The 20,381-nt window shown below is 72.4% G+C and carries 16 protein-coding genes; 12 read left to right on the forward strand and 4 right to left on the reverse strand.

The genetic code is table 11. The annotated features are described in order from the left end of the window. Positions 1-29 precede the first annotated feature (29 nt). The 5 genes from ACIPVB_RS06900 to ACIPVB_RS06920 all read left to right on the forward strand — a co-directional run bounded on the left by ACIPVB_RS06900 (position 30) and on the right by ACIPVB_RS06920 (position 5,185). Positions 30-1,181 carry a serine/threonine-protein kinase gene (locus ACIPVB_RS06900; protein WP_400367775.1) on the forward strand — a complete coding sequence of 384 codons (1,152 nt, stop codon included), beginning with the start codon at positions 30-32 and terminating at the stop codon, positions 1,179-1,181. Then, the gene (locus ACIPVB_RS06905; RefSeq protein ID WP_400367776.1) at positions 1,178-1,732 is read left to right on the forward strand and encodes a hypothetical protein; all 555 of its coding nucleotides are present in this window, start codon (positions 1,178-1,180) and stop codon (positions 1,730-1,732) included. Before ACIPVB_RS06900 ends, ACIPVB_RS06905 begins: the two co-directional genes overlap by 4 nt. Before the next feature lie 87 nt (positions 1,733-1,819). Continuing rightward, positions 1,820-2,623: a transglutaminase family protein gene (locus ACIPVB_RS06910; protein WP_400367777.1), complete on the forward strand. Its 804-nt coding sequence runs from the start codon at positions 1,820-1,822 to the stop codon at positions 2,621-2,623. 111 nt (positions 2,624-2,734) lie between these two features. Then, a complete protein-coding gene (argS, locus tag ACIPVB_RS06915; RefSeq protein WP_400367778.1) occupies positions 2,735-4,399 on the forward strand; it encodes an arginine--tRNA ligase in 1,665 nt (554 codons plus the stop codon). 3 nt (positions 4,400-4,402) lie between these two features. Continuing rightward, the gene (locus tag ACIPVB_RS06920; protein WP_400367779.1) at positions 4,403-5,185 is read left to right on the forward strand and encodes a DUF2993 domain-containing protein; all 783 of its coding nucleotides are present in this window, start codon (positions 4,403-4,405) and stop codon (positions 5,183-5,185) included. Positions 5,186-5,197: 12 nt separating this feature from the next. Here the strand turns inward: ACIPVB_RS06920 and ACIPVB_RS06925 are convergent, their stop codons facing one another. Beyond that, positions 5,198-6,319 carry a hypothetical protein gene (locus tag ACIPVB_RS06925; protein WP_400367780.1) on the reverse strand — a complete coding sequence of 374 codons (1,122 nt, stop codon included), beginning with the start codon at positions 6,317-6,319 and terminating at the stop codon, positions 5,198-5,200. Positions 6,320-6,588: 269 nt separating this feature from the next. Between ACIPVB_RS06925 and lysA the strand changes: the two genes are divergently transcribed. The 6 genes from lysA to prfA all read left to right on the forward strand — a co-directional run bounded on the left by lysA (position 6,589) and on the right by prfA (position 15,022). Continuing rightward, positions 6,589-8,040, forward strand: a complete 1,452-nt coding sequence (lysA, locus tag ACIPVB_RS06930) for a diaminopimelate decarboxylase (protein ID WP_400367781.1) — start codon at positions 6,589-6,591, stop codon at positions 8,038-8,040. Further along, a complete protein-coding gene (locus tag ACIPVB_RS06935) occupies positions 8,037-9,395 on the forward strand; it encodes a homoserine dehydrogenase (RefSeq protein ID WP_400367782.1) in 1,359 nt (452 codons plus the stop codon). Before lysA ends, ACIPVB_RS06935 begins: the two co-directional genes overlap by 4 nt. 1 nt (position 9,396) lies before the next feature. After that, on the forward strand, positions 9,397-10,479 hold the full coding sequence (gene thrC / locus ACIPVB_RS06940) for a threonine synthase (protein WP_400367783.1): 1,083 nt from the start codon (positions 9,397-9,399) through the stop codon (positions 10,477-10,479). Then, positions 10,476-11,408, forward strand: a complete 933-nt coding sequence (gene thrB, locus ACIPVB_RS06945; protein ID WP_400367784.1) for a homoserine kinase — start codon at positions 10,476-10,478, stop codon at positions 11,406-11,408. Before thrC ends, thrB begins: the two co-directional genes overlap by 4 nt. A gap of 152 nt (positions 11,409-11,560) precedes the next feature. Continuing rightward, a complete protein-coding gene (rho, locus tag ACIPVB_RS06950) occupies positions 11,561-13,912 on the forward strand; it encodes a transcription termination factor Rho (RefSeq protein ID WP_400367785.1) in 2,352 nt (783 codons plus the stop codon). Positions 13,913-13,945: 33 nt separating this feature from the next. Next, entirely contained in the window at positions 13,946-15,022 is a 1,077-nt protein-coding gene (prfA, locus tag ACIPVB_RS06955; RefSeq protein WP_400368200.1) for a peptide chain release factor 1, read from the forward strand. 1,381 nt (positions 15,023-16,403) lie between these two features. On the opposite strand, the gene ACIPVB_RS06960 is transcribed toward prfA, so the two are convergent. The 3 genes from ACIPVB_RS06960 to cysK are packed head-to-tail and all read right to left on the reverse strand — an operon-like array spanning position 16,404 to position 19,353. Beyond that, the gene (locus ACIPVB_RS06960; protein WP_400367786.1) at positions 16,404-17,804 is read right to left on the reverse strand and encodes an amidase; all 1,401 of its coding nucleotides are present in this window, start codon (positions 17,802-17,804) and stop codon (positions 16,404-16,406) included. Positions 17,805-17,843: 39 nt separating this feature from the next. Further along, a complete protein-coding gene (gene epsC / locus ACIPVB_RS06965) occupies positions 17,844-18,413 on the reverse strand; it encodes a serine O-acetyltransferase EpsC (protein ID WP_400367787.1) in 570 nt (189 codons plus the stop codon). Between the two features lies 1 nt (position 18,414). After that, positions 18,415-19,353, reverse strand: a complete 939-nt coding sequence (gene cysK / locus ACIPVB_RS06970; protein WP_400367788.1) for a cysteine synthase A — start codon at positions 19,351-19,353, stop codon at positions 18,415-18,417. Positions 19,354-19,452: 99 nt separating this feature from the next. Here cysK and prmC point away from each other — a divergent pair, with 99 nt between their 5' ends. Continuing rightward, positions 19,453-20,346, forward strand: coding sequence for a peptide chain release factor N(5)-glutamine methyltransferase (gene prmC, locus ACIPVB_RS06975; RefSeq protein WP_400367789.1), 894 nt, complete (start codon positions 19,453-19,455; stop codon positions 20,344-20,346). Positions 20,347-20,381 lie beyond the last annotated feature (35 nt).

Below are 20,381 nucleotides of genomic sequence, written 5' to 3' on the forward strand. Positions count from 1 at the left end.
GCTTCGGGGTCGACCCCCGGAGGCAGATCATGACGGAACCGGTACCGACCGCGGCACTCGACGCCGCGGACGACCTCTTCGACGGGCGCTACCGCCTGGGCCGACTCCTCGGTCGGGGCGGGTACGCGCGCGTCTACGAAGCACTCGACACCGCGCTGGATCGCACCGTGGCGCTCAAGATCATCGACGGGGACGGCGCCGACCCCGCGGACGTCGCGAGGGTGCGGTCCGAGATCCGCCTGCTGGCATCTCTGTCGCATCCGTCCCTGGTGACGCTCTACGACGCGCGGCTCGGGGCGAGGCCGGCGTATCTCGCGATGGAGCTGATCTCGGGACCGACCCTGGGCGATCGCATCGCGAGGGGACCGTTGCCCGGGCCCGAGGTCAGCCGCATCGGTCGCGAGATCGCCGAGGCATTCGCCGTCATCCACTCGCGGGGGATCGTCCACCGCGACGTAAAGCCGTCGAACATCCTCATCCGGCCCGCCGCGCACACCGGCGAGACGCCGCGGGCCACGCTGGCCGACTTCGGCATCGCCTCGCTCGTGGGCGCCACCCGCGTGACCCGGGCCGACACCGTCATCGGCACCGCCGCCTATCTCAGCCCGGAACAGGCGCGCGGGATGCCGGCCTCGCCCCGGAGCGATGTCTACGCCCTCGGACTGGTCCTGCTGGAGGCCCTCACGGGCCGGCGCCCGTGGGCGTCGGCGACACCGCACGAGGCGCTCGCCGCGCGGCTCGTCGCGACACCCGACATCCCCGCCCACGTCCCACCGCCCTGGCGCGACGTGCTGGAGCACATGACCGCGCTCGAGCCCGAGCGCCGACCGGACGCCGCCGCCCTCATGGTCGCGCTGCGCACGCTCGCGAACGTCGGCGTCCCCGACGCGCCGGCCGGAGGCGATGACCGCACGGCGCGTCTGACCGCTCCGACGGCCGGACTGCCGGGGGGTACCGCTCCCACCCGGGTCTGGGACACCGGAACCGACCGGGCGGCGCGGCGACCGTCGCGGCGCACCGTGACCGTGGCATCCCTCGTCGCCGTCGGCCTCGCGCTCGGGGCCGTCACCGCCGCCGTGTTCGCGAACGGTCAGGGCGCCGCAGCGCCCCCCGACCTGCCGACGCTGCCGCAGCCGCTCGATCAGCACATGGACGATCTCTATCGGGAGGTCGCGCCGTGATCCGTCGCGTGCCCGTGACGAGCGCCGTGCTCGTGACCGTCGCCCTCGCGCTCGTCGGGTGCACCCCGCCCGCGACCGCACCCTCGGCCTGGCAGCAGAGCGTGCAGACGCTGGCCTCGCAGGCATCCGCGGGAGACTACGCCGCCGCGCTCGCCGGTCTCGACGCCCTCGAGGCCGACGTCCTCGCGCGGCGGGACGCGGGGGAGATCTCGGGGCAGGAGGCCGACGGCATCCTGAATCGGATCGCGACCGTCCGCGCCGACCTCGCCGCTCTGGTCCCGACGCCCACTCCCACCCCGACGCCCACGCCCACCCCGGAGCAGACGACGCCGCCCGCGCAGAACTCCGACGACGACGACGAAGACGACGACGACGACCAGCAGAGTGGCCCGTCTACCGACCCGGCGCAGAACGAGGCGCCCGGAGACCGTTCGCGCAGCGACCCGCCCGCCGACCGGCAGCCGTCGGAGCAGGGTCCCGCAGCCGACGACGGCACGGACGACAAGGGTCCCGGCGGCAAGGGCGCCGGCCCGGGCGACAAGGACGGCTGACCCCGTGCGAGGCGGTGGCGCAGGTGTGCACGTGCGGATCGCCCGGCCGCGGTCCGGGGGCCCGCCGTGGCGTGCGAGGATTGCCCGGTGCCGCGCCGAGTGACCTCCCGACTCGACCTCGATCTGGGGGCGTCCGTCGACCTCATCTTCCAGATCACCGCCGCCCAGGGCGTGCCCCTGCTGAGCGAGACCCTGACCTTCGCCCAGGGGGAGCGCGTGTACACCCCGACCGAGATCGTCGATCAGTCGGGGACCCGTCTGCACCGACTCACCGGGGAACCCGGGCGTCTCGAGGTGCGGTACGAAGCGGTGGTCCGGGGTCCGGCCCAGAGCCCGCGGACCAGCGACCTCGAGACCATCAGCTACCTGCGGCCGAGCCGCTACTGCCAGTCCGACGAGGTGTTCGCGCAGGCGCGGCGGCAGTTCCGGGGCCTCAGCGGCGCCGACCTGCTCGCCGCGGTGTCGACCTTTGTCGCGACCACGGTGACCTACACCCCCGGACTCAGCCTCGGCACCGACAGCGCCGTCACGACCCTGATGACCGGTCAGGGCGTGTGCCGCGACTACGCCCATGTGGTGATTGCGCTGCTGCGGGCGATGGACATGCCCGCCCGCTACGCCGCGTGCTACGCCCCGGGGCTGTCGCCGATGGACTTCCACGCCGTCGCCGAGGCCTATCTGGACGGTGCCTGGTATGTCATCGACGCCACGCGTCTGGCGGATCGACGCTCGCTCGTGCGCATTGCCACGGGACGCGACGCCGCCGATTGCGCCTTCCTCAGCTACCACGGCGGGTACGTCGGCCTCGAGGCGATGCACGTGGATGCCGTGCTCGAGGCCGGTGACGAGGCCACGGCCGACGATCACGAGGCGCTCGTCCAGATCGCCTGACGCCGTCCGTGCGCCCTCGCCCCGGGGCGCAGCGCCCTCTTCCGGGCGTCGGGATGCGCGCCTGACGGGCGGGCCGAGGGCGCGGGCGCTCCGCCGTAGACTGGCAGGGTTATGGATCCCGCAGCCCTCTCCGCCGCCCTGCTCGACGTCATCGCCCCGCTCGCCGAGGCGCGGCGAGAGGGGTCGTCCGCCGGGCTGACCGTCGCCGACCTGCCCCTGGAGCGTCCGAAGAACCGCGACCACGGCGACTGGGCGTCCAACGCGGCGCTCAAGCTGTCGAAGGTGGTCGGCGTCGGTCCGCGCGAGCTCGCCGCCCAGATCGCGGCGGGCCTCGAGAGCGTCGACGGCATCGCGAGCGTCGAGGTCGCGGGTCCCGGCTTCATCAACATCCGCCTGGATGCCGCGGCCGCCGGCGCCCTGGCCAAGACAATCGTCGATCGGGGATCGGCGTTCGGCACGAACGACTCCCGCGCCGACGAGGTGATCAACCTCGAGTTCGTCAGCGCCAACCCCACCGGCCCCATCCACCTCGGCGGGACCCGGTGGGCGGCGCTGGGAGACGCCCTTGCGCGCATCCTGTCGTCGCAGGGCGCGCAGGTCACCCGGGAGTACTACTTCAACGACCACGGCGCACAGATCGACCGCTTCGCCCGCAGCCTCGTCGCCGCCCACCAGGGCGACCCCACTCCCGAGGACGGCTACGGCGGGGCGTACATCCACGACATCGCCCAGCGCGTCGTCGAGGGCTACGACGGCGACATCGACCTGCTGGACGCCGCGAGCCGCCAAGAGGTCTTCCGCGCGCACGGTGTGTCGCTGATGTTCGGCGAGATCAAGTCGTCGCTGCACGAGTTCGGCGTGGACTTCGACGTGTACTTCCACGAGAACGACCTGCACGACTCCGGCGCCGTCGAACGCGCCGTCGCGCGCCTGCGCGAGCTCGGGCACATCTTCGAGGCCGACGGGGCGACCTGGTTGCGCTCGACCGCGTTCGGCGACGACAAGGACCGCGTCATCATCAAGTCCGACGGGCAGCCGGCCTACATCTCGGGCGACCTGGCCTACTACCTCGACAAGCGCGAGCGCGGCTTCAACCGTTGCATCATCATGCTCGGAGCGGACCACCACGGCTACGTGCAGCGCCTCATGGCGATGTGCGCCGCCTTCGGCGACGAGCCGAACGTCAACCTGCAGGTGCTCATCGGTCAGATGGTCAACCTCGTCCGCGACGGCCAGCCGATGCGCATGTCCAAGCGGGCCGGCACCGTCGTCACGCTCGAAGACCTGGTCGAGATCGTCGGGGTGGATGCCGCCCGCTACGCGCTCACGCGCAGCTCGGCCGACTCGAACCTCGACATCGACCTCGACGTCCTGCAGAAGCGCACCAACGACAACCCCGTCTTCTACGTGCAGTACGCGCATGCCCGGACCCACAACGTCGCGCGCAACGCCGCCGACTCGGGTGTGGAACGCTCCGAGTTCGCTCCCGAGCTGCTCTCGCACGAGGCGGAGTCGGCGCTGCTCGGTGCCCTGCAGGAGTACCCCCGCGTCGTCGCGTATGCGGCGGAGGTCCGCGAACCGCACCGTGTCGCGCGTTATCTCGAGGAGCTCGCCGGCCTGTACCACCGGTGGTACGACAACTGCCGTGTCATCCCGTTGTCCGACGCCCCGGTCGAGACGCTGCACCGCACCCGCCTGTGGCTCAACGACGCCACGGGCCAGGTGCTGCGCAACGGCCTGACGCTGCTGGGCGTGAGCGCCCCGGAACGGATGTAAGAGATGACGGATGCCGTGTCACCGCCGACCCGCCCGCGTCGGCGGACCGGGCGCATCGTCGCCGTGCTCGTCGTGCTCGTCGTGCTGCTGGTCGCGGCGGTCGTGGCGGCGGAGTTCATCGCCCGCTCGGTCGTGACGAGCACGGTCCGCAGCCTCGTGGTGCAGAACGTGGGCCTGCCCGCCGACCAGGACGTCGACGTGCAGCTGGCGGGGCTGGTTCTGCCGCAGGTCATCACCGGGCGTCTGGACGAGGTCGCGGTGGCGTCCGACGACGTCGCCCTCGGCCCGATCACCGGCGACGTCCGCGTCGATCTGCGCGGCGTGCCGATCTCGGGCGCGTCGGCGGCGGACGGCGGTTCCGCCTCGGTGCGTCTGGACGGCGAGCAGCTGCGCGCGCTGCTCGGCCAGATCCCGAACCTGCCCGCGGGCACGCTCGACGTTGTGGCCCCCGACGTGTCGTTCGAGACGACGGTGACCCTGTTCGGCGTCGGCATCCCGGTCGGCGTGACGGCGACACCGGGGGCCGCCGAGGGCGATCTCACCCTCACCCCCGTGGGGTTCCGCATCGCGGGGAACCTGATCGACGCCGACACCCTGCGCGGTCAGCTCGGCGGCGTCGCCGAACCTCTGGTGCAGACGCAGAGCCTGTGCATCGCCGATCGGCTGCCGGCCGGCCTGACACTCACCTCGGCGACGGTGCAGGGCCAGGACCTCGTCGCCACCTTCGACGTCGCGGGAGCGTTGCTGAGCGATCCGGCGCTGCAGGCCGACGGCACCTGCGGCTGAGGGGGTCGACGTTCACACGACGGTGAGCAGTCCCGCCCGCACCAGTTGGTCCAGGATGCCGTCGATCGCGTCATCGGCCTCCTGATCGCCCGCCCCGTCGCACACGGCGCGGATCAGGTCGTCGCGCGTGAGCGTGTCGGCGGCGTCCCACAGGGCGGGGGCCGCTCCGGCGAGCACGTGCAGGAGCCCGCCTCCCTCGCCGCTCGCGGTCAGCACCGCCAGGCGTTCCTGGGGGAGCGGCATCGTCTCGACCGCCGGCGCGCGACGGAACCGGCGCCCCGCCGGTGTCGCCGCGGTGCTCGTCCCGCCGCCGACGGCGGGCTGCGCCCCTGCCGGCCGCCGCTCCTCGTCCCCCGGATCCGAGGGCATGCTCGCGTCGTCCCCGTCCGCGAAGACGCCGTGCACCAGCTCCTCGAGGTCGACCGCTTCGGCGTACTCGGCACGCCACAGGCCCCGCGTTCGCGCCAGCACGGTCGCGACGGTGGTGAGCGGGCGCGGCATCGCCGCGAGCGCGCTCGAGTGCGGAGCCAGGGCGATCAGCGCCTCGACGGGATCGACGGGGACGAGTCGGGCGCGGACGTGTCGGTCGGCGCGGTCGAGCAGGACGATCCGGCGCAGCCGGAGGGGGGCGTCGGGCAGCGGGCGCAGACCGATGCTCGTGGGGGAGTGCTGCAGTTTGACCGTGTGACCGGGGGTGATGACCGACAGCGGTTTGCGGTAGGGGTGGACGCCTCCGCCGAGGTCGATGCCGACCGTCTCGTCCGAGACGTACCCCCACCTGCGCGCCAGAGTGCGCGTGGCGGTGGTCTTGCCCGCGCCGGAGGGGCCGACGAGCGCGATCACGCCGCCGTCCGGGGCGGCGACACCGCCGGCGTGCAGCATCCACGACGAGCCGCGTCGCGCGGCGATCGCCGCCTGCGTCACGGCGCTCGACAGCGCGGACAGCATCCGCTCGGGCGGATCGGACCGCACCGCCCGGACGACGGCATCCACGGGGGCGTCCGAGACGGCGCGGGCATCCGCCCACGCGCTCCCGACGGCCGCGCGCTCGGGATCGGAGAGGCCTCCCACGTCGATGCGCACCCGCACCCCGACCGCGTCGACGACGAGCGAAGACGGGCGGGGCGAGGTCATGGTCGTCACGGTAGACGCGGCGTGTGGCGGGACGGGCGTCCCGCCGGACCTCGGGGCAACGCGTCGCCCGCTTCATCACCCGATCGGACTCGACGAATCACCCCGTGCGGGAGGGGGCCGCCCTCTCAGCGCACCGGGCACCGGGGGGCGAAAAGCACGGCGGACGCCGTGCCCTAGACTGCAAGGACTGCCCACCGCGTGACTCTCCGCGGGGGTGGGAGCCGTGATCCGCGGCCGTCGCGTCGCCGCAAAAACCGATTGGTCCCCCTGTGTCCGCCTCGCACTCCGCGCTCGTGCCCGAGTGGCTCACCGCCCCGGCCGAAGCGAACGAGCTCGTCGCCCCCGTCTGGCCCTCCTCCGCGCATCGCGTCGCCGATGGTTCCGTCCACGTCGGCGGTGTCTCGGTTTTCGACCTGCGCGAGCGGTTCGGCACCCCGCTGTACGTCCTCGACGAGGACGAGGTGCGCTCCCACGCGCGGCGCGCCCGACGGGCTTTCGAGGCCGCGGCCGCTCGTCACGGCATCCGCGCTCGCGTCTACTACGCGGGCAAGGCGTTCCTGTCGACCGAGGTCGTGCGCTGGGTGAGCGACGAGGGTCTCGCGGTCGACGTGTGCACCCGCGGTGAGCTCGAGGTCGCCCTGGCGGCCGGCGCCGACCCCGCGCGCCTGGGCTTCCACGGCAACAACAAGAGCGTCCCCGAGCTCGAACGCGCCGTCGAGGTGGGCATCGGCTCGGTCGTGCTCGACAGCCCGATCGAGATCGAGCGCCTCGCTGCGATCGCCGAGCGTCGCGGCGCGGTGCAGCCGGTCCTCGTCCGCGTGCGCACGGGCGTGCACGCCGAGACGCACGCGTTCCTGGCGACCGCGCACGAGGACCAGAAATTCGGGTTCTCGCTCGAATCGGCCTCCGCCGCGGTCGCCCGCATCCGCGAACTGCCCAGCCTGCGGTTCGTGGGACTGCACGCCCACATCGGCTCGCAGATCTTCGACTCCTCGGGCTTCCGCGAGTCGGCGGCCCGTCTGGTCGACCTGCACGCCGACCTGCTCGCCGGTGGTGAGATCCCCCTGCTCAACGTGGGCGGCGGCTTCGGCATCTCCTACACCTCCGTCGACGACCCCCGCCCCCTCGAAGAGATCGCCGACGGCATCGTGGACGCCATCGCCGATGCGTGCGCGGTGCGCGGCATCCCCGTTCCCGACGTCGCCACCGAGCCCGGCCGCGTCATCGTCGGTCAGGCCGGGATCACGCTGTACGAGGTCGGCACCGTCAAGACCGTCACGGCCGGCGAGGGCGTCGATCGCACCTACGTCAGCGTCGACGGCGGCATGAGCGACAACGCCCGCCCGGCCCTGTACGGGGCGGATTTCTCGGCCCGCCTCGTCTCGCGCACCAGTTCCGCGACCCCGGCCCTCTCGCGCGTGGTCGGTCACCACTGCGAGTCCGGCGACATCGTCGTGGATGCCGAGTACCTCCCCGCCGATGTCGCGCCCGGCGATCTGCTCGCCGTGCCCGCCACCGGCGCCTATTGCTTCTCGCTCGCGAACAACTACAACTACACCCCCCGCCCGCCCGTGGTGGCGGTGCGCGGCGGTGAGGCCCGCGTCATCGTGCGCGGCGAGACCATCGACGACCTGCTCGCGCGCGACGTCGGGGTCGCGGCATCCACCGGCCCCTCTCTTTCCCGCGGCTCGGCCGCTTCACCCCACGGAGACACCGAATGACCGATTACCGCACGCTGCGCGTGGCGCTCCTCGGCGCCGGCGCCGTCGGCTCGCAGGTCGCCGACCTGCTGCTCAAGCACGGCGACGAGCTCGCCGACCGCGCGGGCGCCACGCTCGAACTCGCCGGCATCGCCGTGCGCGACCTCGACGCCAAGCGCGACGCCGACCTGCCGCGCGAGCTGTTCACCACGGATGCCGAGACCCTCATCGTCGGCTCCGACATCGTCATCGAGCTGATGGGCGGGATCGAACCGGCCCGCACGCAGGTGCTGCACGCGATCGCCTCGGGCGCCGACGTCGTCACCGCGAACAAGGCACTGCTGGCCACGCACGGCTCCGAGGTGTTCGAGGCCGCCGATCAGGTCGGTGCCGAGGTCTATTACGAGGCCGCCGCCGCCGGGGCGATCCCCATCATCCGTCCGCTGCGCGACTCGCTCGCGGGCGACCGGGTCGTGCGCATCATGGGCATCGTCAACGGCACGACCAACTACATCCTCGACCGCATGGACACCGAGGGTGCCGACTTCGCCGACGTCCTCGCGCAGGCGCAGGCGCTCGGGTACGCCGAGGCCGACCCCACCGCCGACGTCGAGGGGTACGACGCCGCGCAGAAGGCCGCGATCCTCGCCAGCCTCGCCTTCCACACCACGGTGCCCCTGGACGCCGTGCACCGCGAGGGCATCACCTCGGTGGACGCCGCGATGATCGAGTCCGCGCGCCACGCCGGTTACGTCATCAAGCTGCTCGCCGTGTGCGAGCGACTCGCCGCAACCGAAGAGGGCGCGACCGAGGCGATCTCGGTGCGTGTCTACCCGGCCCTCGTCGAGCGCACGCACCCGCTCGCGAGCGTCCACGGCGCCAACAACGCGGTATTCGTGCAGGCCGAAGCGGCCGGCGACCTGATGTTCTACGGCGCGGGCGCCGGGGGCGTGCAGACCGCGTCGGCCGTGCTCGGCGACGTCGTGTCGGCCGCGCGTCGCCACATCGCCGGCGGAGTCGGCGTGGGCGAGTCCACGCGGGCGAACCTCCCCGCCGTGCCGATCGGACACGTCATCACGCGCTACCAGATCACCCTCGAGGTCGACGACCGGCCGGGCGTGCTGGCCACGGTCGCCGGCATCCTGAGCGACGGGCGCGTCTCGATCGCGACCGTCGAGCAGACGGTCATCGAGGCATCGACGGATGCCGCGGACCCGGGCGCGTCGACAGGCTCAGCGGCCGGCGCGGGATCCGCCCGGCTGGTCATCGGAACACACAAGGCCCGCGAGCAGCACCTGAGCGAGACCGTCGAGCGTCTCGCCGCGAGCGGGGTCGTCGAGCGCGTGGTCTCGGTACTGCGTGTGGAAGGGAACTGACATGGCACACCTCTGGCGCGGAGTCCTCCGCGAATACGCCGACCGTCTGGGTGTCACTGACGCCTCCACCGTCGTCACCCTCGGCGAGGGCGGCACGCCGCTCATTCCCGCCCCGGCGCTGTCGCACCGCACGGGCGCCGACGTCTTCGTCAAGTTCGAGGGGATGAACCCCACGGGATCGTTCAAGGACCGCGGAATGACGGTCGCGCTCTCGCGCGCCGTCGAGCACGGCGCCAAGGCCGTCATCTGCGCATCGACGGGCAACACCTCGGCCTCGGCCGCGGCGTACGCCGCCCACGCGGGCATCACGGCGGCCGTGCTCGTGCCCGAGGGCAAGATCGCGATGGGCAAGCTCAGCCAGGCGGTCGCCCACAACGGCCGGCTCATCCAGATCCGCGGCAACTTCGACGACTGCCTCGAGATCGCGCGCGAGCTCGCCGACCACTACCCGGTGCACCTGGTCAACTCGGTCAACCCCGACCGCATCGAGGGGCAGAAGACCGCCGCCTACGAGGTCGTCGCCCAACTCGGCGACGCCCCGGACTTCCACTTCATCCCCGTCGGGAACGCCGGCAACTACACGGCCTACTCGCGCGGGTACCGCGAAGAGGCCGCCCGTGGCGTCGCCACGAAGGTGCCGCGCATGTTCGGCTTCCAGGCCGCCGGCTCCGCCCCGCTCGTGCGCGGCGAGGTCGTCCGCCAGCCCGAGACGATCGCCAGCGCCATCCGCATCGGCAATCCGGCATCGTGGGACCTCGCCCTCGAGGCGCGCGACGCCACCCAGGGCTGGTTCGGCGCGATCGACGACGAGGGCATCCTCGCGGCGCAGAAGATCCTCGCCGGCGAGGTCGGCGTGTTCGTCGAGCCCGCCTCGGCGATCAGCGTCGCGGGTCTGCTCGACCGCGCCGAGGCGGGTCTCATCCCCGCTGGGGCGAAGGTCGTGCTGACCGTCACCGGCCACGGACTCAAGGACCCGCAGTGGGCCCTGCGCCGGGCCGACGGGACGACCGTCGAGCCCACCGTCGTGGATGCGACGACCTCGGAGGTCGCCTCGGTGCTCGACCTGCAGCCGGTGACCGCGTGACCGCAGGCCCCGGACGCCGGGTCGCCGTTCGTGTTCCCGCGACCAGCGCGAACCTCGGGCCCGGCTTCGACACCCTCGGCCTCGCGCTGAGCGTCTACGACGAACTCGTCGTCGAGCAGCTCGACGGCGACCGCCTCGAGATCGAGGTCGAGGGCGAGGGGACGGCCGACGTCCCCCGCGACGCCTCACACCTGGTCGTGCGCGCGATGGCGCACACGTACGCCTCGGTCGGCCGCACGCTCCCGGGAGTGCGGCTGACGGCGCGCAACGTCATCCCGCACGGGCGCGGCATGGGGTCGTCGGGGGCCGCGGTGGTCGCCGGCATCCTCGCCGCCGCGGGCCTGCTCGAGGGCGAGGTCTCGTTCACCGACGTCGACCTGCTCCGTCTGGCGACCGAGCTGGAGGGTCACCCCGACAACGTCGCCCCGGGGCTGTTCGGCGGGCTGACGATCGCCTGGATGGATGCCGCCGGCCCCCAGCACAAGCAGTTGATCGTGCACCGGGGTGTCTCGCCGCTCGTGCTGGTGCCGAGCTTCACGATGTCGACCGCCGTGGCGCGCAGTCTGCAGCCCCTGCAGGTACCGCGCGAGGACGCCGTGTTCAACGTCTCGCGCTCAGCGCTGCTGATCGCGGCGATGACGCAGAGCCCCGAGCTGCTCATGGCGGCGACCGAGGACAAGCTGCATCAGAACTACCGGGCGCAGGCCATGCCCGAGACCGACCGGCTCGTGCGGGCGCTGCGCGCCGCGGGTTACGCGGCGGTCGTCTCGGGGGCCGGACCCAGCGTGCTGGTGCTGGCCGACGGCCCGGGTCAGCGTCTCGCGGCGGCCGATCTTACGGCATCCGTCGTCGACACCCCGTGGCAGGCGCTCATGCTCGCCGTCGACGTCAAGGGTGGTACAGTGAAAAACGCAGAGGGTTCCGCGTAAATTCGCGAATCTGAGCCTCTGCGCCACCTGCGAAATCCGCAACACATCGCGAACCCGGTATCGGCTGCAGTCTTCCGAACCGCTGGTGTCCTTCGTCTGCCTTTCTGCACGGCGAAGCGCGATCTGATCACGTTTCATTCTGAGGAGCACTCGTGGAGTCCATCTCCGAGACCCAGCCCGTCGACGCGCCCGAGGGTGCCGAGATCCCCACCGACGAGCAGCCCACCGCTGCCGCCGAGGGCACCGACACCGAGCAGACCGACACGGTCGAGGCCGCGACGGACGAGGGCGTCGAAGCCCCCGATGCCGACCAGGCCGCGGCGCAGCCCGAGGCCCTGTTCACCGACGACGCGCTCGCGGGCGACGCGGCCGAGGCCGCGCCCGCCGACGAGGCGGCGCCGGCCGACGAGCCCGCGCCGGCCGAGCCCGCGCCGACCACCGACGCGTCGGTCGACGAGCCCGCGCCGACCACCGACGCGTCGGTCGACGAGACCGCGCCCGCCGAGGCAGCCGCGCCCGTCGCCGACCCCGCCCCGGCCGAGAAGCCCGCCCGCGCCCCCCGCAAGCGCGCGCCCCGCCGTGCCAAGAGCGCCACAGCCGAAGAGAAGGCCGCGGCCGAGGCCGCCGTCGCCGAGGCCGCCGCCGCCGAGGCCGCCGCTGCAGAGACCGCCGTCGCAGAGACCGCCGCCGCCGAGGTCGCGGACCAGGCGGCCCCCGTCGTCGACGCGCCCGACGCCGCCGCGACGGAGCCGACCACCCCGGTGACCACCGCGGCCGACGTCGCCGCCGACGCGGACGTGGACGCCCCCTCGTCCGAGGCCGCAGCCGACAGCGCATCCGCGACTGAGGCCCCCGCCGCGTCCGACGCCGACTCGACATCCGCCGTCGCCGCGACCGACGAGGCCTCGGCCGAGTCCGGCGCGGCGAACGACGCCACGGAGCCTGCCGACGAGACGCCCGCCCGCGGGCGCGGTCGAAGCCGTTCGCGCAACCGCAACCGCAACAAAGCGGACGCGGCCGACAAGGGCGAGGCGGTCGCCTCGGCCGACGACGCCGAGCAGAGCGCTCCCCGCGACAACGCCCCCCAGGGCGGTCAGCGCGACAATGGCCAGCGCGAGAGCAACCAGCGCGAGAACGGTCAGCGCGAGAACGGCCAGCGCGAGAACGGCCAGCGCGAGAACGGCCAGCGCGAGAACGGCCAGCGCGACAACGCCTCGCAGGGCGGTCAGCAGGCGCAGCAGCAGCAGCAGGGTCCGGCCAACAGCCGCAACCGCCAGCGCAACAAGCGCCGCGGCCAGACGACGACCGGCGACGAGTTCGAGACCGAGATCGGCGAGGACGACGTGCTCGTCCCGATCGCGGGCGTGCTCGACATCCTCGACAACTACGCGTTCGTGCGCACGACCGGCTACCTGCCCGGCCCCAGTGACGTCTACGTCTCGCTCGGACAGGTCAAGAAGTACAACCTGCGCAAGGGCGACGCCGTCGTCGGCGCCATCAAGCAGCCCCGCGAGGGCGAGCAGCAGGGGCGTCAGAAGTACAACGCGCTCGTGCAGGTCGACTCCGTCAACGGCCTGTCGGTCGACGACGCCGCGTCGCGCGTCGAGTTCAACAACCTCACGCCCCTGTACCCCCAGGAGCGCCTGCGCCTCGAGACCGGTCCCGAGAAGCTGACCCAGCGCATCATCGATCTGGTCGCCCCGGTCGGCAAGGGCCAGCGCGGCCTCATCGTCGCCCCGCCCAAGGCCGGCAAGACGATCGTGCTGCAGCAGATCGCCAATGCGATCGCGCACAACAACCCCGAGGTCCACCTCATGGTCGTGCTCGTCGACGAGCGCCCCGAAGAGGTCACCGACATGCAGCGCACGGTGCGCGGCGAGGTCATCGCCTCGACGTTCGACCGTCCGGCCGAAGACCACACCACCGTCGCCGAGCTCGCCATCGAGCGCGCGAAGCGTCTGGTCGAGCTCGGCCGCGACGTGGTCGTGCTGCTCGACTCGATCACGCGACTGGGTCGCGCGTACAACCTCGCCGCCCCCACCTCGGGCCGCGTGCTCTCGGGCGGCGTCGACGCGTCGGCGCTGTACCCGCCGAAGCGCTTCTTCGGTGCCGCGCGCAACATCGAGAACGGCGGGTCGCTCACGATCCTCGCCACCGCTCTCGTCGAGACCGGCTCCAAGATGGACGACGTGATCTTCGAGGAGTTCAAGGGCACCGGCAACAGCGAGCTCCGCCTGAACCGCCAGCTCGCCGACAAGCGCATCTTCCCGGCGGTCGACGTCAACGCGTCGAGCACGCGCCGCGAAGAGATGCTGCTGTCCAACGACGAGGTCAAGATCACCTGGAAGCTGCGTCGCGCCCTCGCCGGGCTCGAGCCGCAGCAGGCCCTGGAGGTCGTGCTCGGCAAGCTCAAAGAGACGCAGTCCAACGTCGAGTTCCTCGTGCAGATGCAGAAGTCCATCCCGGCGCCCGCGCGCGGCGGTGACGACAACAGCATCCGCTGACCCGTGTCCGCCGAGCCTGCCGAAGCGTCCGGCATCGTCGAGTCCGTCCGCGGACTCCTCGACGAGCACCGCGAAATCGAGCTCGAGCTCAACGACCCGGCGGTGCACGCCGACCCCGCGCGGGCGAAGCGGGTCAACCGTCGCTACGCCGAACTGAACCGCGTGGTGCACTCTTACGAGGCGTGGCGGGCGGCATCCGACGATCTCGATGCCGCCCGCGAACTCGCCCGCGAGGACGCGGCCTTCGCCGACGAGGTCCCGGCGCTGGAGGAGCGCGTGGTCGAGACGCAGGAACGTCTGCGCCGCCTGCTGATCCCGCGCGACCCCGACGACGCGCGCGACGTGATCATGGAGATCAAGGGCGGCGAGGGCGGGGCCGAGAGCGCCCTGTTCGCGGCCGACCTGCTGCGGATGTACCTGCAGTACGCGGCGTCGATGGGGTGGAAGACCGAGCTGCTCGAGCGCACCGAGAGCGACCTCGGTGGCTACAAGGACGTGCAGGTGGCGATCAAGGGATCCTCGAGCGACCCGGCGCAGGGAGTCTGGGCGCACCTGAAGTACGAGGGCGGTGTGCACCGGGTGCAGCGGGTGCCGGCCACCGAGTCGCAGGGGCGCATCCACACCTCCACGACGGGCGTTCTGGTCTTCCCCGAGGTCGACGAGCCCGAAGAGGTCGCGATCGACCCCAACGACCTCAAGATCGACGTGTTCCGCTCGTCGGGGCCCGGAGGACAGTCGGTGAACACCACCGACTCGGCCGTGCGCATCACGCACCTTCCCACCGGCATCGTCGTGTCGATGCAGAACGAGAAGTCGCAGCTGCAGAACCGCGAGGCCGGGATGCGCGTGCTCCGCGCCCGCCTGCTCGCCAGGCAGCAGGAGGAGCGCGACGCGGTCGCCGCTGACGCCCGCCGCTCCCAGATCCGCGGTATGGACCGCTCGGAGCGGATCCGCACCTACAACTTCCCTGAGAACCGTATCGCCGATCACCGCACCGGATACAAGGCCTACAACCTGGACCAGGTGATGGACGGCGCCCTCGGGCCGATCATCGAGTCGGCGATCACCGCCGACGAAGAGGCGCGCCTCGCGGCCCTCGCCAGCGAGTAGCCCTCGCTCCCCGCTCCTCGCCGTCCCCGCCGCCGTCCCCGTCCCCGCCGCGTGGACGACGCTCGTGGCGGTCCCCGTTGCGTGACTTGCGCCGTATGCTCCCGGAACCGCGCTGTCCGCGTCCATATCGCGCAAGTCAGCGAGGTGGCGCTCCGCGCGAGCACGGCGGGGGCTCGGCGAGCGGTCGCCGGGAGCTCGACGGGAACGGTGACTTGCGTCGTATGCGCGCATGGGATGCGTGGCGACGAGCATTCGGCGCCAGTCAACGTCGCTGAGGACGCGGGTTGTGGAGAACTTCCGAGGCACGGGTGAGGGCGACAGCAAGATATCGGGATGACAGCGACGCCGTCCGGCCCGTTCGCCTCGGGCGACGCACGCAGAGCCGGAGCGACGCGACGGTTCGTCGACGCCGCGGAGTGGGACCGGCCCTTCCACGGTGTCCGGATGCCGCGCCCGCTCCTCGACCCGACATCGCACCCCGCGAGCCGGCACGAACGCCGGATCCTCGCGCGCGTGGAGGCCTACCGAACGATCATGACTCGTGCGGCGTTCTTCTCGCACACGACCGCCGCGCTCTTGTGGGGGCTCCCCCTCCCGCCGATGTCGGACCTTGACCTCCACGTCGCCGTTCTCCACCCGGCACGAGCGCCCGCGGGCCGGGGCGTTCGCGGGCATCAGCTTCATCCCCGTGGCGTCTCCCTCCGACAGACGGCGGCGGGAGTGCGACTCACCGATCCGGCGACGACGTGGACTCTTCTCGGGGCGACTCTGCGGCATCCATACGATCTGATCGCTGTGGGAGATGCCGTCGTGTCGAACGTCCGCATTGCGGGACCACGGGGACGGATCGTCCGTGACGCCCTCGCCTCGGTCGACGACCTGAGGCAGGCGGTCGAGATGGTCGACAAGCGACGCGGCATCGTCGCGATCCGGGAGGCGCTGCCTCGCGTGCGAGCCGGCGTGCGTTCGCGAACGGAAACCTGGACGAGATTGACGCTCGTGGACGGCGGACTCCCCGAGCCCGAGCCGAATCACGACGTCTACGACTCCACGGGGTTCATCGCGTGCGTCGATCTCGCCTACCCGGATCTCCGCGTCGGCGTCGAGTACGAGGGTGACCGACACCGAACGGATGCCGCCCAGTGGCAGCGGGACATCGAGCGATACGAGCGTCTGGCCGCCGCCGGTTGGCGGATGATTCGCGTGACTCGGGAGATGCTCTTCCGCCGCCCCGGACTTCTTGTCCGCCTCGTGGAGGGCGCTCGTGCACGTGAGGCCGACCACGTGACTCGCGGCGAATGCCGGCGCAGGCTCCCGCGCGGGGGGCATACAGCGCACGTCAGCGAAGGGTGCGGGCGAGGACGGGCGGGGAGAGGCTCGGTCAGGCGTACCAGGACGGGGGATGGGGGAGTGGCCCGCGTCGACGTTCCAGCTGCGCGGCGAGCGAGAGCAGCGTCGCCTCGCCGCCCGGTCGCCCGATGAGCTGGACCGAGACGGGGTGGCCGGCGGCATCCGTCGTCACCGGCAGCGTCAGGGCCGGAAGTCCCGCGACGTTGACGAAGCTGGAGTACGGCGCGTACTCGACCTGCATCGCGAAGGTGCGCTCCGGAGAATGGCCCGCGTAGGCGCCGACCGGCTGCGGAGCCTGCGCGAGCGCCGGGGTGAGTACCGCGTCGAAGCGCGCGAAATCCTCGATCGTGCGGCGTTCGAAGGCGCGGGCGGCGGTGAGGCCCTCGAGCAGGTCGAGCGCGCTCAGGCGCCGTCCCTCGTCGACGAGCCACGCGGTCAGGGGTTCGACCAGGGCGGCATCCGCCTCGGTGAGCGGGATGCGCGCGGCGCTGGCGCGCCACAGCACGCGGAAGAGTTCGGGGTAGCCCCGGGGATGCCAGCCGGCGTCGTCGACGTCGTGTCCGGCGTCGGCGAGCCCGGCGGCGGCGGTCTCGAAGCCCGAGCGCGCGTCGGCGTCGAGGACGATGTGCTCGGCGTCGTCCCACGGCGAGACGGTCGTCGTCCCGATACGCAGGCGTCCGGGATCGCGCCGCGCGGCGTCGGCGAACGGACCCGTACCGGGCGCGATGGTCGCGTACGGGAACGGCGCGAGACCGACGAGCGCGTCGAGCAGGCACCCGGCGTCCTCGGCGCTGCGCGCGATCGGCCCCGTGACCGACAGGCCGTCGGGGGAGTCGAAGCCGGAGCCGATCGGCAGTCGCCCGCGCGAGGGCTTGAGGCCCACGACGCCCACGGTGGCCGAGGGGATGCGGATCGATCCGCCCCCGTCCGATCCGACGGCCGCGGGGAGCAGTCCCGCGGCGACGGCGACCGCCGCCCCGCCGCTCGAGCCGCCCGCACCGGCCGCGGGGCGCCAGGGGTCGCGCGCCGGGTCGTGGATGAGCGGTTCGGTAAAGCCGGTCAGACCGAACTCCGAGGTGCTGGTCTTGCCCACGTTGACCGCTCCCGCATCGTCGAGGGCCCGAGCGAGGGGATCGGATGCCGTGGGCACGTGGTCGGCGCGGGACCGCGAGCCGTAGCGGGTCGGCACGCCGGCGCGGGCGACGAGATCCTTGTCGGCGAGGGGGACGCCCCAGAGCGACCCGCGCGCCGGCCGCTCCAGCGACGACGATCGGGTCAGTGCAGCATCCGGGGTCACCTCGGCGAACGCGCCGAGGGCGCGGTGGCGGTCGATGCGATCGAGGTAGTGCGCCGTCAGCTCGCGGGGGGCGAGATCGCCGTCGCGCAGAAGATCGAGTTGCGCCGTGAGCGAGAGGTCGTGCAGACGGGTCACGGTCCGAGCCTACGGCTCACCGCGCAGAGGCGGATCTGATCAGATCCAGTACTCGGGCGTGGTGAGCAGGGCGCGGGTGTCCTCGCCGCTGCGCCGGATGCGGGCCTTCGCCGGGACGCCGACGAGGACGCTGTCAGCCGGGGCGTCGCGGGTGACCACGGCGTTCGCGCCGACCACCGAACGTGCGCCGAGCGTGATCGGTCCGAGGATCTTGGCTCCCGCGCCCACGGCGACGCCGTCGTGCAGGGTGGGGTGGCGCTTCCCGCCCTCGCGCTGTCGACCTCCCAACGTCACGCCGTGGTACAGCAGGACGTCGTCGCCCACCTCCGCCGTCTCGCCCACGACCACACCCATGCCGTGGTCGATGAAGAACCGCCGGCCGATCGTGGCGCCGGGGTGGATCTCGACGCCGGTGAGCCAGCGCGTCACCTGCGAAAGCGCCCGTGCCGGAAAACGCAGGCCGCGCAGCCAGAGACGGTGGGCGACCCGATACGACCACACGGCGTGCAGGCCGGGGTACAGAAGGGCGATCTCGAGGGCGCCGCGCGCCGCCGGGTCGCGGAGCTTGGCCGAGGAGATGTCTTCGCGGATGCGCGCGAGAGCCCCCACGTCAGTCTTCGCGCAGGTGCTCGTAGAGGGCGGTCGACAGGTACCGCTCGCCGTACGAGGGGATGATGACGACGATGTTCTTGCCGGCCGCCTCGGGGCGGCGCGCGATCTCGAGGGCGGCCCAGATCGCCGCGCCCGACGACATGCCGACGAGGATGCCGTCCTTGGCGGCGGTCTCGCGCGCGAGACGGATGGCGTCGTCGAACTCGACGTCGATCACCTCGTCGATGATGTCGCGGTCGAGGATCGCGGGGACGAAGTTGGGTCCGATGCCCTGGATCTTGTGGGGGCCGGGGTGGCCCTTGGTCAGCACGGGGGAGTCGGCGGGCTCGACGGCCACGACCTTGACCCCGGGCACGCGCTCCTTGAGCACCTGGCCGACGCCCGTGATGGTCCCTCCGGTGCCGATGCCGGCGACGAAGTAGTCGACCTCGCCCTCGGTGTCGCGCAGGATCTCCTCGGCCGTCGTCCTGCGGTGGATGGCCGGGTTCGCCTCGTTCTCGAACTGGCGCGCCCAGACGGCGCCGGGGGTCTCGGTGACGATGCGCTTGGCCTCTTCGACCGCGTGCGACATGCCCTTGGTGGGGTCGGTCAGCACGAGCTCGGCGCCGAACGCCTTGAGCAGGATGCGGCGTTCCTTCGACATCGACGCCGGCATGGTCAGGATGACCTTGTAGCCGCGTGCCGCTCCCACCATCGCCAGGGCGATGCCGGTGTTGCCGCTGGTCGACTCCACCAGGGTGCCCCCGGGCTTCAGCTCGCCCGACGCCTCGGCGGCGTCGACGATCGCGATGCCCAGGCGGTCCTTGACGCTGGAGGCGGGGTTGTAGAACTCCAGCTTCGCGAGGATCTGCCCCCCGGCTCCTTCCGCGACGCGGTTCAGCCGCACCAGCGGCGTGTCGCCGAATGCGGTGGTGATGTCGGAGTGGATGCCGGGCATGGCTCGCCTTTCGCCGTCGGTCGGGGACGCGACCATTTTAGGCGAGCCCTCCGGCGCGATCGGCCGTGTGACGCCGCGCGACTAGGCTGGGTCCCCGTCATGACGGACTCCATCCCGCTCCCCGCCTCCGCGGCCGTCTCGGTCGCCGAGGCCGTCCGCGACACCGCCGACCGCCTCGCCGCCGCGGGCGTGCCCGATGCCCGGGTCGACGCCGAACTGCTGGTCGCCCACGTGCTGGAATCCTCCCGCGGGGGCGTGCAGGCCGCCGGGGTCCGCGGTGACCTGATGCCGCCGTCGGCCGCTCGGGCGCTGGCGCCGCTCGTCGACCGCCGCTGCGCCCGCGAACCTCTCCAGCACCTCACCGGCACCGCGCCGTTCCGCTCCCTCGAGCTGGCGGTCGGTCCGGGGGTGTTCGTCCCCCGCCCCGAGACCGAGATGGTCGCTCAGCTCGCGATCGACGCGTTGCGCGCCGTGGCATCCGACGCGCCCATCGCCGTCGATCTCGGCACCGGCAGCGGGGCGATCGCGCTGGCGATGGCCACCGAGGTCCCGCACTCTCGGGTCTTCGCGGCCGAGAACTCCGTCGACGCGTTCGTCTGGACCACGCAGAACGTCGCCCGCGTCGGCGCCGACAACGTCACCCTCGCCTTCATCGACCTCGCCGATGCGTTCGCCGAGCTCGACGGCACGGTGTCGGTCGTGGCATCCAATCCTCCCTACGTCCCCGACGATGCCATCCCGCGCGACCCCGAGGTGCGTCTGTACGATCCGCCCGCGGCCCTGTACGGGGGACCGGACGGCTTGGATGCCGTGCGCCGGCTGAGCCGGGTGGGATGGCGGCTGGGGCATCCCGGCGCGACGATCGTCATCGAGCACGGCGAGTGGCAGGGGGCCGCGATCCGCGAGATCCTCACGGCCGACGGGTGGCGATCGGCCGCCACGCACCCCGACCTCACGACGCGGGACCGGGCGACGACCGCCATCCGTCCCTGACCGGCGCCGGACGGTACGCCCGTCGCTCAGCGGGG

Source organism: Microbacterium sp. NPDC090007 (genome assembly GCF_044748345.1).
GTDB lineage: Bacteria > Actinomycetota > Actinomycetes > Actinomycetales > Microbacteriaceae > Microbacterium.